Below are 14,849 nucleotides of genomic sequence, written 5' to 3' on the forward strand. Positions count from 1 at the left end.
CGATGTCCAAGGTCGAACACCAGGACGCCACCGTACTGTCCGACGACGAGCTGCGCACCCTCGACGCCCACTGGCGTGCCGCCAACTATCTGGCCGCCGGCCAGATCTACCTGATGTCCAACGCGCTGCTCACCGAGCCGCTGCGCCCCGAGCACATCAAGCCGCGGCTGCTCGGCCACTGGGGCACCTCGCCCGGCCTGAACCTCGTGTACACCCACCTCAACCGGGTGGTCCGGGCGCGCGGCCTGGACGCGGTGTGCGTGTGGGGGCCGGGGCACGGCGGCCCGTCCGTACTGGCCAACTCCTGGCTGGAGGGCAGCTACAGCGAGACCTACCCCGACGTCCCGAGGGACGGGGAGGGGATGGCGCGGCTGTTCCGGCAGTTCTCGTTCCCCGGGGGCGTGCCCAGTCACGTGGCCCCGGAGACGCCGGGCTCGATCCACGAGGGCGGTGAACTCGGCTACTCCCTGGCCCACGCCTACGGCGCCGCCCTGGACCACCCGGACCTGCTGGTGGCCTGTGTGATCGGCGACGGCGAGGCGGAGACCGGCCCGCTGGCCGCGTCCTGGCACTCCAACAAGTTCCTCGACCCGGTGCACGACGGTGCCGTCCTGCCGATCCTGCACCTCAACGGCTACAAGATCGCCAACCCGACCGTCCTGTCCCGCCTGCCCGAGGCCGAACTGGACGCCCTGCTGAGGGGGTACGGTCACGAGCCGATCCACGTCACCGGCGACGACCCGCACGAGGTCCACCGGGCCATGGCCGCGGCGATGGACGACGCCCTGGACCGCATCGCCGTCATGCAGCGCTCGGCACGCGAGGACGGCAGCACGCAACGCGTGCACTGGCCGGTGATCGTGCTGCGCACGCCCAAGGGCTGGACCGGCCCCGCCGTGGTGGACGGCGTGCCCGTCGAGGGTACCTGGCGGGCCCACCAGGTACCGCTCGCCGCCGTGCGTGAGAACCCCGAGCACCTGCGGCAGCTGGAGGTCTGGCTGCGGTCGTACCGGCCCGAGAAGCTGTTCGGCCCCGACGGCCGGCCCGTCGCCGACGTGCTGGCCTGCGTCCCCGACGGCGCGAGGCGGCTGGGCGCCTCGCCGTACGCCAACGGCGGCCTGCTGGTCCGGGACCTGCCGGTCACCGATCTCGACGAGTTCGCGGTCCCCGTCGACAAGCCCGGCACGACCCTGCACGAACCCACCCGGGTGCTCGGCGACCTCCTCGCGCGGATCATGAAGGACACGCGACTGCGCCGGGACTTCAGGCTGGTCGGCCCGGACGAGACCGCCTCCAACCGGCTCCAGGCCGTCTTCGACGTGAGCGGCAAGGCCTGGCAGGCCGGGCGGCTCCCGGTCGACGAGCACCTCGAACCGCACGGCCGGGTGATGGAGATCCTCTCCGAACACCTCTGCCAGGGCTGGCTGGAGGGCTACCTCCTGACCGGCCGGCACGGCCTCTTCTCCTGCTACGAGGCGTTCGTGCACATCGTCGACTCCATGGTCAACCAGCACATCAAGTGGCTGAAGACGTCTCGTCGCCTGCCCTGGCGGGCGCCCATCGCCTCCCTCAACTACCTGCTCACCTCGCACGTGTGGCGCCAGGACCACAACGGCTTCTCCCACCAGGACCCGGGCTTCGTCGACCACGTCCTCAACAAGAGCCCCGAAGTCGTCCGCGTGTACCTCCCGCCGGACGCCAACACCCTCCTGTCCGTCGCCGACCACGTGCTGCGCAGCCGCGACTACGTGAACGTGATCGTGGCCGGCAAGCAGCCCTGCTTCGACTGGCTGTCGATGGACCAGGCCCGCGTCCACTGCGCCCGCGGCGCCGGGATCTGGGACTGGGCCGGCACCGAGAACGGCTCCCGTGAACCGGACGTCGTGCTGGCGTGCGCCGGCGACGTCCCGACCCAGGAGATCCTCGCCGCCGCCCAGTTGCTCCGCCGTCACCTGCCCGAGCTGGCGGTACGGGTGGTGAACGTCGTCGACATGGCCCGCCTCATGCCGCACGAGGAGCACCCGCACGGGATGACCGACTTCGAGTACGACGGCCTGTTCACCACCGACAAGCCGGTGATCTTCGCCTACCACGGCTACCCCTGGCTGATCCACCGCCTCGCCTACCGCCGCACCGGCCACCGGAACCTGCACGTCCGCGGATACAAGGAGTCCGGGACCACCACCACCCCGTTCGACATGGTGGTCCGCAACGACCTGGACCGCTACCGCCTCGTCATGGACGTCATCGACCGCGTCCCCGGCCTCGCCGTCCGTGCCGCCGTGGTACGCCAGCAGATGGCCGACGCCCGCACCCGCCACGAGGCCTGGATCCGCGACCACGGCACCGACCTGCCCGAGGTGGCCAACTGGAGCTGGGCCGGCTGACCGGACCCGGCCCGTCCGGCGGTGGACGGGGGCCGGTCGGCCCAAGCGGCCGGTTCCCGGCCGGTGCAGGCTGGATCCGTGAGGTGGCGGGCACACCCGCTCCCGCAGCGGGCGCGCACACCTCCCCCCAGGGCGGCGACGGCCGAGGCCTCCGGACACCATTGGAGCCCGGTACCGGGACCGGGCGCCGTCTCCGGGCCCCGGGCCCCGGGCCCCGGGCCCCCGGGCCCCCGGGCCCCCGGGCCCCCGGGCCCCCGGGCCCTTCGTCGGCCCGGCCGGGACCGTTGGCCCCTGGACCCGCCCCTGACCGGCGGCGCAGGCTGACAGGACCCGGTGTCCCAGGACGGTGGTACCGCAGGACGAGAGACGAGGCGGCCGATGTACTCCCATGACGGATTCCGCGAACTGGACCGTGGCGAGTGCCTGCGCCTGCTCGCCGGGGTGCCCGTCGGCCGGATCGTCCACACCCGGCACGCGCTGCCCGCCGTGCTGCCGGTCAACTTCGGTCTGGACGGGGACGGCGCCGTGCTGCTGCGGACCTCCGCGGCCTCGGAACTGGTGCACGCCATCGACGGCTCCGTGGTGGCCTTCGAGGCCGACGAGGTGGACGCGGACAGCCGGTCCGGCTGGAGTGTGGTCGTCACCGGTGCCGCGACCGTGGTGCACGACCCGGCCGAGCACGAACGGCTGGTCCGTGACGGCCCGCGCTCGTGGGTGCCGATGCCGCAGGAGGTCTTCGTGCGCATCGAGCCGGACCTGGTCACCGGACGGGAACTGACCGGCTGAGGAACCGATCACCTGCCAATCTGCTCATTCCCGGCAATTCATCCCGGAACCGGCCGATGGGCCGAGTCCCGTGGTGGAGCAGGGGTCCGCAGGGGTTAGCGTGGTGGGCGCTGACCGTCGGCCCCTGCCGACGGGCGTCGGTCGTGAGGGGCGGAAGGGCGGGACATGCGGGTCGGGGCGGTTTCGTGAGATTGCTGCACACGTCCGACTGGCACCTCGGCCGCTCCTTCCACCGGGTGACCATGCTCGACGCCCAGGCCGACTTCATCGGCCACCTCGTGCGGACCGTACGCGAGCGGGCCGTCGACGCCGTGCTGGTGTCGGGGGACGTCTACGACCGCGCGGTCCCCCCGCTCGCCGCGGTCGAGCTGTTCGACGACGCGCTGCACCGGCTCGCCGACCTGGGCGTGCCCACGGTGATGATCTCCGGCAACCACGACTCGGCCCGTCGCCTCGGCGTCGGCGCCGGCCTCATCGACCGCGCGGGCATCCACCTGCGGACCGAACCGTCCGCCGCCGGTACCCCGGTCGTCCTCGCCGACGCCTTCGGCGACATCGCCTTCTACGGGCTGCCCTATCTCGAACCCGCCCTCGTGAAAGACGAGTTCGGGGTCGAGAAGGCCGGTCACGAGGCGGTGCTGGCCGCCGCCATGGACCGGGTCCGCGCCGACCTCGCCACCCGTGCCCCCGGCACCCGCTCCGTCGTCCTCGCGCACGCGTTCGTGACCGGAGGCGAGGCCAGCGACAGCGAGCGGGACATCACCGTCGGTGGGGTGGCCGCCGTCCCGGCCGGTGTCTTCGACGGCGTCGACTACGTGGCGCTGGGGCATCTGCACGGCTGCCAGACCATCACCGAGCGCGTCCGCTACTCGGGCTCCCCGCTCGCGTACTCCTTCTCGGAGACCGACCACCGCAAGAGCATGTGGCTGGTCGACCTGGCCGGTGACGGCACGGTCACCGCCGAGCGGCTGGACTGCCCGGTCCCGCGCCCCCTGGCCCGCCTCCGGGGCACCCTGGACGACCTGCTGGCCGACCCCGCCCTCACCCGGCACGAGGACGCCTGGATCGAGGCCACCCTCACCGACCCGGTCCGCCCCGCCGACCCCATGGCCCGGCTCGCCGACCGCTTCCCGGGCACCCTCAGCCTGGTCTTCGCCCCCGACCGCGCCCCGGACGACCCGGACGTGACCTACGCCCGCCGCCTCGCCGGCCGCACCGACCGGCAGATCGCCGAGGACTTCGTCGCCCACGTGCGCGGCGCGGGCCCGGACGAACGGGAACTGGCCGTCCTCGGCGAAGCCTTCGACGCCGTCCATGCGGACGCCGCGGCCCGCGAGGTGTCCCGGTGACCGCCCGTACCCGCAGCACCCCGCCCGCCTGCCCGCACACCGCCGGGGCCGGCCGCCCGCGCGGTGCGGTGACGGCGGGCCCGGGACGGCCCGGGGAGGGCGTCCAGTGAGGCTTCACCGGCTCGATCTCACCGCCTTCGGGCCCTTCGGCGACACCCAGAGCGTCGACTTCGACGCGCTCTCCACCGCCGGGCTCTTCCTGCTGCACGGCCCGACCGGTGCCGGCAAGACCTCCGTTCTGGACGCCGTCTGCTACGCGCTCTACGGCAGCGTCCCCGGCGCCCGTCAGGGCGGCCAGGGCCTCACCCTGCGCAGCGACCACGCCGCCCCGGCCGTCCGCACCGAGGTCCGCCTCGAACTCAGCGTCGCCGGACGCCGCCTGGAGATCACCCGGCAGCCGCCCTGGGAACGCCCCAAGAAGCGCGGCTCGGGCACGACCCTGGACAAGGCCCAGACCTGGCTGCGCGAGTACGACGCGAAGGGCGCCGCCTGGAAGGATCTCAGCCGCTCCCATCAGGAGATCGGCGAGGAGATCACCCAGCTGCTCGGTATGAGCCGGGAGCAGTTCTGCCAGGTCGTGCTGTTGCCCCAGGGCGACTTCGCCCGTTTCCTGCGCGCCGACGCGGGAGCCCGCGGCCAGTTGCTCGGCCGGCTCTTCGACACCCAGCGCTTCGCCGACGTCGAGAAGCGCCTCGCCGAGCGGCGGAAGTCCACCGAGGCCCGGGTACGGGACGGTGACGCCGCGCTGCTGGCCGACGCGCACCGGATGCAGCAGGCCGCCGGTGACGCGATGGAGCTGCCTGACCTGGCCCCGGGCGACCCCGGCCTCGCCGAGGCCGTCCTGACCGCCGCAGCGGTCGCCCGCAGCACCGCACGGGAGCGCCGCGCCCTCGCGAACTGCCGCCTCGACCTGGCCGAGTCCGCCCAGTTCGCCGCCGACCGCGCGCTGGCGGACGCCCGTGAACTGGCCCGGCTGCAAGGCAGGTTCGCGCAGGCACGGCAGCGGGCGGCCCGGCTGGCGGAGGGGGCCGGGGCCCACCAGGAGGCGCAGGCGCGGATGGCGCGGGCGCGGAAGGCGGAGGCGGTGGCGCCGGCGCTGGAACTGCGCGAGGCGGCCGAGTCCGCGCACCGCGCGGCGGCCGCGGCCGAGGCACGCGCACGGGCGCTGCTGCCGGACACCTTCGCCGGAGCCGGTGCGGCAGGGCTCGCGGGCGCTGCCCGCCGGGCCGCCGAGGAGCTGGGCGGCCTGGAGTCCGCGCGCCGGGCCGAGCGACGGCTCGCCGAGGTCGTCGACGAGCGCGGCCGCCTCGACCGGCAGGAACGCGAGGACGAGGACGTCCTGCGGGAGACCGACGGCTGGCTCGCCGACTGGGACGCCACCCGTGCCGCCCTCCAGTCCCGTATCGACGCCGCCCAGGAGGCCGCGACCCGGGCCGAGCAACTCGCCGTGCGACGCGAACCCGCGCGGCAGCGGCTGGCGGCGGCCCGGCTGCGGGACCAACTCGGCCGGGACACCGACGAAGCCCAGCGCGCCGCCCTCGCCTCCGGCGCGCTGGCCCTGGAGGCGAAGGCGCACTGGCTGCGGCTCAAGGAGCAGCGCCTGGCCGGCATCGCCGCGGAGCTCGCCGCCCGGCTCACCGCGGGCGAGCCCTGTGCCGTCTGCGGGTCCACCGAACACCCCGCGCCCGCTCAGAAGTTCGCGGGCCATGTCGACGCGGAGGCCGAGGAGCGCGCGGAAGCCGACCACCAGCGCGCCGAGGCGCGGCGCGCCCAGGACGAACGCCGCCTCGCCACCGCACGCGAGGCACTGGCCGCCGCCACCGCCGCGGCCGGGGACACCCCCACCGACCGGCTGGCCGCCCAGACGGACGAGCTGGAGCAGGAGTACCTCCTGGCCCGGGGCGCCGCCTCCGACCTGCACCCGGCGCAGGAGGAGCTGCGGCTGGCCGAGCGGGAGCGCGAGCGCCGGCTGACCGACCGCCGGCAGGCCGAGGTCCGGGCCGCCTCCCGGGTCGCCCGGCGCGACGGCCTCGATGCCGAACACGCCTCGCTCGAAGCCGAGTTGACCAAGGCCCGGGGGAGTGCGGACAGCGTGGCGGCGCGGACCGCGCAGCTGGAGCGGCAGGTGGCGCTGCTCACCGAGGCCGCCGACACCGCGCGCGCCGCCGAGGACACCGCCCGGCACCTGAAGGACGCCGACGCCCGGCTCGCGGACGCCGCCTACCGGGCCGGTTTCGAGACGCCGCAGGCCGCGGCCGCCGCGCTCCTCGACGACACCGCCCACCGCGAGCTGCAACGACGCCTGGACGAAAGGCAGTCGGAGGAGGCGGCGGTCCGTGCGGTACTGGCCGAGACGGACACCGCGGCCGCCGCGCAACAGCCGCCCGCCGACCTCGACGCGGCCGAACGCGCCGCCGCCGCGGCGGCCCGGGCGGTGCGTGAGGCCGCGTCGGCACGCGACCGGGCCGACCACTGCTGCACCGAACTCGACCGGCTGTCCGCCCGCGCCACCGCGCAGGCGCGCCGGCTCGCCCCGCTGCGCGAGGAGTACGACCGGGTCGCCCGGCTCGCCGCCCTCACCGCGGGCACCTCGGCCGACAACGAACGCCGGATGCGCCTGGAGTCGTACGTCCTGGCCGCCCGGCTGGAACAGGTCGCCGCCGCGGCCACCGTCCGCCTGCAGCGCATGTCGTCCGGCCGCTACACCCTGGTCCACTCCGACGACCGCACCGGACGTGGTCGCAGCGGCCTCGGACTGCACGTCGTCGACGCCTGGACCGGACGCGAACGCGACACCGCCACGCTGTCCGGCGGCGAGACCTTCTTCGCCTCCCTCGCCCTGGCCCTCGGCCTCGCGGACGTGGTCACCGACGAGGCCGGCGGGGTCCGCCTCGACACCCTCTTCATCGACGAGGGCTTCGGCAGCCTCGACGACCAGACCCTGGACGAGGTGCTCGACGTCCTCGACTCGCTGCGCGAACGCGACCGCAGCGTCGGTATCGTCAGCCACGTCGCCGACCTGCGCCGCCGCGTCCACGCGCAGCTGGAGGTGGTGAAGGGCAGATCGGGGTCCGGGCTGCGGCAGCGGGGCGTCTAGGCCCTGTCGTCACATTCCCGCCTGCCCCGCGACGCCATGCACGCTCCCCCAGCCTTCGGCCGGGGGGACCCCCAGAGCACGCACCTGACGCCGCAGGGCCGCCCTCCGGGCGACGACGGGAATGTGACGACAGGGCCTGGGGCCCTAGGTGCCGATCGCCCGGCGGGGCAGGGGCGAGGAGTAGACGACGCTCGTCGTCACCGAGCCCAGGGTGCCGATCCTGCCGGAGATCTCCTCCAGGTGGCGCATCGAGCGGGCGGTGACCTTGATGACGAAGCAGTCGTCGCCCGTGACGTGGTGGGCCTCCAGGATCTCGGGGGTGGCGGCGACCAGGTCGTGGAACGGCTTGTAGCGGCCGTTGGGGTAGCGGAGGCGGACGAAGGCGAGGATCGGCAGGCCGAGGCGTTCCGGGTCCACCACCGCCGCGTAGCCACGGATCACGCCCGCCTCCTCCAGGCGGCGCACGCGTTCGGTCACCGCGCTCGGGGACATCGCGACGGCACGCGCCAGCTCGGCGAAGCTGGCCCGGCCGTCGCGCTGGAGGACGTCGAGGATGCGCCAGTCGGTGGCGTCCGGGGAAAACGCGGTCATGGCGGATGGATAACAGGGAATCCCCGGCCGGACAAGGCCCGGGCCGGGAATCGCGCCTTCAGGGTGGCCGGTCACCGGCCGTAGATTTCCGGTCATGGAGATCCGCCGCACCGGCGGTCGCAGGGAAAGGCCCGACATGACCGAGACGTTCGTCACCGCCCCCAACCCCGTGCTGCGCGTCGCCCCGGCCGCCCCCGCCGAGGCCGCCGCCCACTTCCGCGCGAGCCTCGCCTGGCACGCCGACGTCTCCGACGTGGCCGCCGCCCTCGCCGGCGCCGCCGACCCCGGCTTCGTCCTCCTCGACTCCCGCTCCACCGCCGCCTGGGACCAGGGCCACATCCCGGGCGCCGTCCACCTGCCCACCGCGCTCGTCCCCGAGCAGGCCGCCGGGCTCCTCGACCGGGACGTGCCCGTGGTGACGTACTGCTGGGGTCCCGGCTGCAACGGCGCCACCCGTGCCGCCCTGGCCCTGGCCGAACTCGGCTACCGGGTCAAGGAGATGCTCGGCGGCTTCGAGTACTGGGTGCGTGAGGGCTTCGAGTTCGAGACCTGGCAGGGGCGCGAACGCCGGACCCCTGACCCGCTCACCGCGCCCGCCCAACAGGGCGACTGCGGTTGCTGATTCCCGAAGGCGAACCTGCGCGGTCGCCGTACGTGTAGGTTCGGCCCATGACTCGTTATGCGGATCCAGGCGTGATGGAGTGGGTGGAGTCGGGCGGGGGTCCGCTCGTGGTGGTCCCGGAGACGGTCCTGCCCTTCTGGGCCGGCGCGGACAGCGCGGACCTGGCCACCGACTACGACCGTGCCTGCGAGGTCGACGGCTTCGTCGGACTGCTCCCGGTCGGGGACAGCGCCGCCCTGGTCCTGGGCGACGAGCCCGCCTCGACGTCCTTCCTGCCGGACCACGGCACCTTCGTACGGTGGTCCGCCGCCGACTCCGAGGACGAACTGCTGGCCCAGGTCCCGGCCGCGCTCGACACCGCCGTGTGGGAGAAGGAACTGCGCTGGCGGGTCCCCGGTCCCGTCGTCCTGTTCGACTCCGCCTGGCCGGGCGGCGAGGCCGAGGGCGGGGAGCACCTGCGCGTCCCGCTGGAGCCCGGCACCTACGCGGTGCGCGCCGCCTACACCAGACCCGGCCCGGAAACCTGGCTGGGACTCGTGCAGTTGCGCAAGGTCGACGACTGACCGACCGTCACCTCACCCCGTCCACGGCGATGCCGAGATGCCGGGGACCGCGCAGCACCGCGTTCCGACGGTACGGGGGCGGGTCCTCGACCAGCCGGGGATTGTCGAGCCGCCGGGCCAGCTGGGACAGCGCCAGCTGCGCCTCGATGCGGGCCAGCGGGGCACCGAAGCAGCTGTGGACGCCGCTGCCGAAGCCGAGGTGCTGGATGTCCTGGCGGTCCGGGTCGAACCGGTCGGGGTCGGTGAACCGGTGCGGGTCCCGGTTGCCCGCGCCCAGGACCAGCCAGATCCGCGCACCCTTGGGAATGGTCACCCCGTGCACCTCGACGTCGGTGATGCAGGTGCGCTGGGGCAGGAGCTGCACCGGCGGCTCGTAGCGCAGCAGTTCCTCCACGATCCGCACCGACAGACCCGGGTCGTCGCGCAGCCGCTGCAGGACCTCCGGGTACCGCAGCAGCGTGAGCATCCCGTTGGTGATGAGGTTGACGGTCGTCTCGTGGCCCGCGATGAGCAGCAGCACCGCCGTGCTGAGGACTTCCATGGTCGTCATGGCGCCGTCCGGGCCGCGGCTGTGCACCAGGTCGGACAGCATGTCGTCGCGGGGTTCCCGGGCGCGCTGCTCCACCAGGCCGTTCAGGTACATGCCGAGCTGCAGCCGGGCCTCCTGCGCGGCCTTCTCCGAGTCGGCGGCGGTCCGGGTGTCCGGGTCCAGACCGGCCACGATCGGGTCGACCCAGGCCCGGAACCGGGGTTCGTCCTCCCGCGGTACGCCGAGCAGCCGGCAGATCGCGGTCACCGGGAAGGGGTAGGCGACCTGGTCCACGAGGTCGAACTCCCGCGCGTCGCCCAGGCCGTCGATCAGCTCGGTGATGATCTCCTCCAGCTGGCCCCGCATGTTCTCGATCCGGCGTGGCCGGTGCGGCGGTCCGAAGGAGCTGTTGGCGATCCTGCGCAGCCGGTCGTGCTCCGGCGGGTCCATCCGGATGAAACTCGGCGGCAGCCCGGTCGCCTCCGGACCGGACAGCTCGTCCGCTCCGAGGGCGGCCAGGTTGGTGGCGTCGGAGCTGATCCGCGGGTCGTGCAGCAGTGCCTCGATGTCGTGGTAAGTGCTGACGAGGTACGGGCCGTCCTCCTCGTGCCACACCGGCGTCTTGCGCAACTCCTCGTACACCGGGTAGGGGTCGGCGCGGTTGGCGAAGTCGGTGATCTGCCGCAACATCGACGTCTGCGTCATGACAGGTCCTTGGAACGTCGGGGCCGGCTCACGGTCAGTGGCGGGCGGGGTGAAAGACCAGCTGCTGGTCGGTCGGCGAGTAACCGCTGAGGGTCACCATCGGGGCGTGCGTCGGCAGCGCCGGGTCCGGGAAGTCGGCGTCCACCGGCACCCGCCCCTCGGGACGCCGGTCCACCGTCGGGAACTCCACCGGGAACGGCGCGCCCCGCTCGATCTGGCGCTGGTAGAACTCCAGCCACCGCGTGTTGTCGAAGCTCACCGCGGCGATCGTCCTGCCCTGGTGGCCGTAGACACCGACGAACCGGCGTTCGGCCAGCGAGCCCTGCGTGATCATGATCTGGTCGCCCATCGGCGGCACCCCGACCGACTTGATGTTCACCCCGAACTGCGACGACCAGAACGCCGGCACCCACAGATGCGGCCTGCGCTCCGCGCTCGAACTGACCATGTTGTGGGCGGCGGTCTCGGCCTGCGCGACCGCGTTGCCCCAGTGCTCCAGGGAGAGGAACTGGTAGCCGAACAGCGCGTGCGGGGACCGGGCCACATCGCCGGCGACGAAGACGTCGTCGGTCACGATGCCCCGGAAGTCGAAGGCGCGGCAGCCCGCGTCACAGGCGATGCCCCGCGGTCCGGCGCCCAGCCCGGAGCCGGTCAGCCAGTCGGTGTTGCGGACCGCGCCGAGCCCCACGACCACCACGTCCGCCTCGACGACGCTCTCGTCGGACAGATGGACCGCCCGCACCCGCCCGGCCAGGTCACCCTCCAGCGCGGTCACCATGACGCCGGTCCGCAGGTCCACCCCGTGCTCCCGGTGCATCTCGGCCGCGACCGCGCCGATCACCCCGCCCAGCGCACCCACCAGCGGCGCGCCCGCGCGTTCCGCCACGGTGACGGGGATGCCCTGTTCCCGGCAGGCCGAGGCGATCTCCGAACCGGTGAATCCGGCGCCGATCACGAACACCCGGCGCGGCCCGGCCTTCAGCCGCCGCAGCAGCGCGGCCGCGTCGTCCCGGGTGCGCAGCGTGAAGACGCCGTCGAGGCGGGCCTCCTCCTCCTTCGGCCAGGGCCGGGCCCGCACCCCGGTGGCGATCAGCAACCGGTCGTACTCCACCTCGTCGCCGTCGGCCAGCCGTACCCGCCTGGCCTCCATGTCGAGGCCGGTCGCCGCGACCCCCAGCCGCCACTTCGCGTCGATCTCCAGGCGGTGCGGCAGCTCCGTGTGGTGCGGCTCCGCCTTGCCGAGCAGCACACCCTTGGACAGCGGCGGCCGGTCGTAGGGCTCGTACGGCTCGTCGCCGATCATGGTGAGTTCGCCGGCGAAGCCCTCGGCGCGGAGCGTCTCGGCACCCCGCAGCCCGGCCAGTGAGGCCCCCACGATCACGATCCGGCCCTCGCGCCGCAGCCAGTCCACATAGTCAGTGGGCGGCATCCGAGGCCCCTCCCGCGGCTCCGCCCAGACCATCGGCGGTGATCGCCTGCACCGGGCAGGCGGCGACCGCGCGGGCCAGTCGCTCCCGCTGCTCCTCCTCGGCACGCGGGTTGTAGACGAGCGACTCCTCGCCGTGCATGGCGAAGACGTCCGGAGCGAGGAACGCGCACTGCGCGTATCCCTGACATCGGTTGAGGTCGACGACAAGGCGCATCATGGCTCCGCCCTTCGGTGGCCAGGTCCGGTGGGTACCGCCGGTCCGTCGTCCCAGTGTCGGACCCGTGCGAACTCAGCGCACTCCGGCACGGGAGCGCGTGGCACGGCGGAAGCTCTCCGCGACGATGTACACGCTGATCAGCAGCGACCAGGCCGGGAACACCAGTTCGGCCCACGGCACGGCGGACGACACGAACAGCAGTGACACGGTGGCCAGCAGGCCCAGCACCGTGAGCCAGCGGGGCAGGACGCCCAGCCGGTGCCCGATCACCGAGGTGGAACAGGTGAAGACGGCCGCCATCCGCATCGCGTACCCGGTCATCAGCGTGTACGCCATGTGCTGGCCGAAGTCCCAGACCGCTCTGGAGGGTGAGGTGCCCGCCGGATGCGCGGTGTCGAACACCGCCGTGGCCGTCGCCGCGGCGCCGAACATCGTGGCCGTGAAGACCAGGCCGCTGCCGAGGAAGACGGTGGCCAGGAACCGGTCCTCGCCCTCACCGACATGGGCGCGTACCGCGCCCGCGAACCACAGGAAGCAGATGCCCGCGAACGGCACCAGCAGCAGCGCCGCGTGCACGGCGCTGCGCTGGGCCGCATCCGGCCGCTGGGCCACGACCGCGTCGGCACCCTGCGGGATCCCCAGCCGGATCAGCACCATCGCGGCGGCGAGCAGCAGCGCGAAGACGATCCCGGCCACGCCCGCCGCCCGGGGGGTCTCCAACGGCTCCCGTCGGGGCTCGGAGGTCTGCATGCGCGGCTCGCTTCCTGTGTCCGGTGGCCCCCTGGCACCAGCAAGCCGGGTCCTCCGGACCGGCGCCACCGGAACACCCCCGAACGGCAGACACGGCCGGTACGCCGGCCGGGCCGCCGGTCGGTCAGAGCCGGGACAGCTCCTCCACCAGGTCGTCCAGGCCCAGGGAACCCTGGGACAGGGCCGCCATGTGCCAGGCCTTCAGGTCGAAGGCGTCGCCCTGCCGCTCCCGGGCCTTCTCCCGGCCCAGCAGCCAGGCCCGCTCGCCCAGCTTGTAGCCGATGGCCTGGCCCGGCATCGACAGGTAGCGGGTCAGCTCGCTCACCACGAAGTCCGCGGGGCGGCTGCTGTGCGCGGCGAAGAACTCCTGCGCCAGGTCGGGCGTCCACCGCTCCCCGGGGTGGAAGGGGGAGTCGTCCGGGATCGTCAGCTCCAGGTGCATGCCGATGTCGATGATGACCCGCGCCGCGCGCATCATCTGCGCGTCCAGGTAGCCGAGCCGGCGCTCCGGGTCGGTGAGGAAGCCCAGCTCGTCCATCAGCCGCTCCGCGTACAGCGCCCAGCCCTCGGCGTTGGCGCTGACCATCCCGACGCTGGCCTGGTAGCGGGAGAGGTTCTCGGCGATGTGCTTCCACTGCGCCAGCTGGAGGTGGTGGCCGGGCACCCCCTCGTGGTACCAGGTCGACACCAGGTCGTAGACGGGGAACCGGGTCTGGCCCATCGTCGGCAGCCAGGTGATACCGGGGCGGGAGAAGTCGTCCGACGGCGGCGTGTAGTACGGCGCCGCCGCACTGCCGGGCGGTGCGATCCGGGACTCCACCCGGCGGACCCGCTCGGCCAGGTCGAAGTGGGTGCCGTCCAGCTTCTCGATGGCCTCGTCCATCACGGACTGCAGCCAGTCCCGCACCTCGTCGACGCCCTCGATGTGCGTGCCCTGCGCGTCCAGGTGCGCCAGCGCCTCCCAGGGCGTGGCCGCGCCGGGCAGGATCTTCTCCGCCTCGGCCTTCATCTCGCCCAGCAGCCGGTGGTACTCGGACCAGCCGTACGCGTACGCCTCGTCCAGATCGAGGTCCGTGCCGTTGAAGTAGCGGACCCAGCGGGCGTACCGCTCGCGGCCCACCACGTCCGGCGCGCCCTCGACCGCGGGCTCGTACACGTCCCGCATCCAGTCGCGCAGCGCCACGACCGCCTCGGTGGCGGACCGGGCCGCCGCGTCCAGTTCGGTGCGCAGCGCCTCGGGCCCGGCCGACGCGAACTGCTCGAACCAGCCCCTGCCGTCGCCCGTGTCGGCCCATTCGCCGAGCTGCCCGACGAAGGTGGCGGTGGCCCGCGGGCCCGCGTAGAGCTTCCGCTCCAGGCCCAGTGCGAGGGACTGCCGGTAGCCCTCCAGCGCGGCCGGCACCGCGCGCAGCCGCTCGGCGACCGCCGCCCAGTCCTCCTCGGTGGCGACGGGCGTCACGGTGAACACCCCGCGCACCGAGTGCGCGACCGAGCTCAGGTTGCTGACGGCACGCAGGCTCTCGTCCGCCTCGTGGACGGCGAGGGAGGCGGTGAGCCGCTCACGCAGCAGACGGGCGCAGCGACGCTCGATGTCGCTGTCCGCACCGGGCTGCCGCTCGGCCTCGTCGAGCTTGGCGAGCGTGGCGCGCTGGAGCTGTGCGACCGCTTCGTCACCGGCCGGCGAGGTGTCGGGCAGCCGGCCCGAACTCTCCTTCACGCCGAGGAACGTACCGGTGATCGGATCGAGGGCGATGAGTTCGTCGACGAAGGTGTCGGCGACCTGACGGGGCAGCGGGCTGTTCGTCTGTGACATGCGGTCCATCC

Annotated in this window: 12 protein-coding genes; 6 read left to right on the plus strand and 6 right to left on the minus strand. The window is 73.6% G+C overall.

Features of this window, described 5'->3' with window-relative positions; genetic code table 11:
• Positions 1 to 2 precede the first annotated feature (2 nt).
• The 4 genes from ACZ3KP_RS00585 (at position 3) to ACZ3KP_RS00600 (ending at position 7,619) form a co-directional block, all read left to right on the plus strand.
• Positions 3 to 2,387, plus strand: coding sequence for a phosphoketolase family protein (locus tag ACZ3KP_RS00585; RefSeq protein WP_467495160.1), 2,385 nt, complete (start codon positions 3 to 5; stop codon positions 2,385 to 2,387).
• A gap of 378 nt (positions 2,388 to 2,765) precedes the next feature.
• Entirely contained in the window at positions 2,766 to 3,173 is a 408-nt protein-coding gene (locus ACZ3KP_RS00590) for a pyridoxamine 5'-phosphate oxidase family protein (protein ID WP_358983140.1), read from the plus strand.
• Positions 3,174 to 3,358: 185 nt separating this feature from the next.
• Positions 3,359 to 4,522: an exonuclease SbcCD subunit D gene (locus tag ACZ3KP_RS00595; protein ID WP_467495162.1), complete on the plus strand. Its 1,164-nt coding sequence runs from the start codon at positions 3,359 to 3,361 to the stop codon at positions 4,520 to 4,522.
• A gap of 106 nt (positions 4,523 to 4,628) precedes the next feature.
• Complete coding sequence (locus ACZ3KP_RS00600) at positions 4,629 to 7,619, plus strand: AAA family ATPase (protein ID WP_467495164.1); 2,991 nt, start codon at positions 4,629 to 4,631, stop codon at positions 7,617 to 7,619.
• 144 nt (positions 7,620 to 7,763) lie between these two features.
• Here ACZ3KP_RS00600 and ACZ3KP_RS00605 read toward each other — a convergent pair whose 3' ends face one another.
• Positions 7,764 to 8,210 (minus strand): Lrp/AsnC family transcriptional regulator, encoded by a 447-nt coding sequence (locus ACZ3KP_RS00605; RefSeq protein WP_467495166.1) that lies wholly within the window; start codon positions 8,208 to 8,210, stop codon positions 7,764 to 7,766.
• A 136-nt stretch (positions 8,211 to 8,346) separates the two neighbouring features.
• Between ACZ3KP_RS00605 and ACZ3KP_RS00610 the strand changes: the two genes are divergently transcribed.
• Positions 8,347 to 8,832: a rhodanese-like domain-containing protein gene (locus ACZ3KP_RS00610; RefSeq protein ID WP_467495168.1), complete on the plus strand. Its 486-nt coding sequence runs from the start codon at positions 8,347 to 8,349 to the stop codon at positions 8,830 to 8,832.
• Positions 8,833 to 8,879: 47 nt separating this feature from the next.
• The gene (locus tag ACZ3KP_RS00615; RefSeq protein WP_467495170.1) at positions 8,880 to 9,395 is read left to right on the plus strand and encodes an immunity 21 family protein; all 516 of its coding nucleotides are present in this window, start codon (positions 8,880 to 8,882) and stop codon (positions 9,393 to 9,395) included.
• 7 nt (positions 9,396 to 9,402) lie between these two features.
• On the opposite strand, the gene ACZ3KP_RS00620 is transcribed toward ACZ3KP_RS00615, so the two are convergent.
• The 5 genes from ACZ3KP_RS00620 to ACZ3KP_RS00640 form a co-directional block, all read right to left on the minus strand.
• Positions 9,403 to 10,629, minus strand: a complete 1,227-nt coding sequence (locus tag ACZ3KP_RS00620; protein WP_467495172.1) for a cytochrome P450 — start codon at positions 10,627 to 10,629, stop codon at positions 9,403 to 9,405.
• Positions 10,630 to 10,663: 34 nt separating this feature from the next.
• Positions 10,664 to 12,058: an NAD(P)/FAD-dependent oxidoreductase gene (locus ACZ3KP_RS00625; protein WP_467495174.1), complete on the minus strand. Its 1,395-nt coding sequence runs from the start codon at positions 12,056 to 12,058 to the stop codon at positions 10,664 to 10,666.
• On the minus strand, positions 12,045 to 12,272 hold the full coding sequence (locus ACZ3KP_RS00630) for a ferredoxin (RefSeq protein WP_467496722.1): 228 nt from the start codon (positions 12,270 to 12,272) through the stop codon (positions 12,045 to 12,047). The genes ACZ3KP_RS00625 and ACZ3KP_RS00630 overlap by 14 nt, the downstream gene beginning before the upstream one ends.
• Before the next feature lie 75 nt (positions 12,273 to 12,347).
• On the minus strand, positions 12,348 to 13,025 hold the full coding sequence (locus ACZ3KP_RS00635) for a hypothetical protein (RefSeq protein WP_467495176.1): 678 nt from the start codon (positions 13,023 to 13,025) through the stop codon (positions 12,348 to 12,350).
• A 124-nt stretch (positions 13,026 to 13,149) separates the two neighbouring features.
• The gene (locus tag ACZ3KP_RS00640; protein WP_358979680.1) at positions 13,150 to 14,838 is read right to left on the minus strand and encodes a DUF885 domain-containing protein; all 1,689 of its coding nucleotides are present in this window, start codon (positions 14,836 to 14,838) and stop codon (positions 13,150 to 13,152) included.
• Positions 14,839 to 14,849: the final 11 nt, after the last annotated feature.

This window comes from Streptomyces sp. NPDC020958 (genome assembly GCF_055562175.1).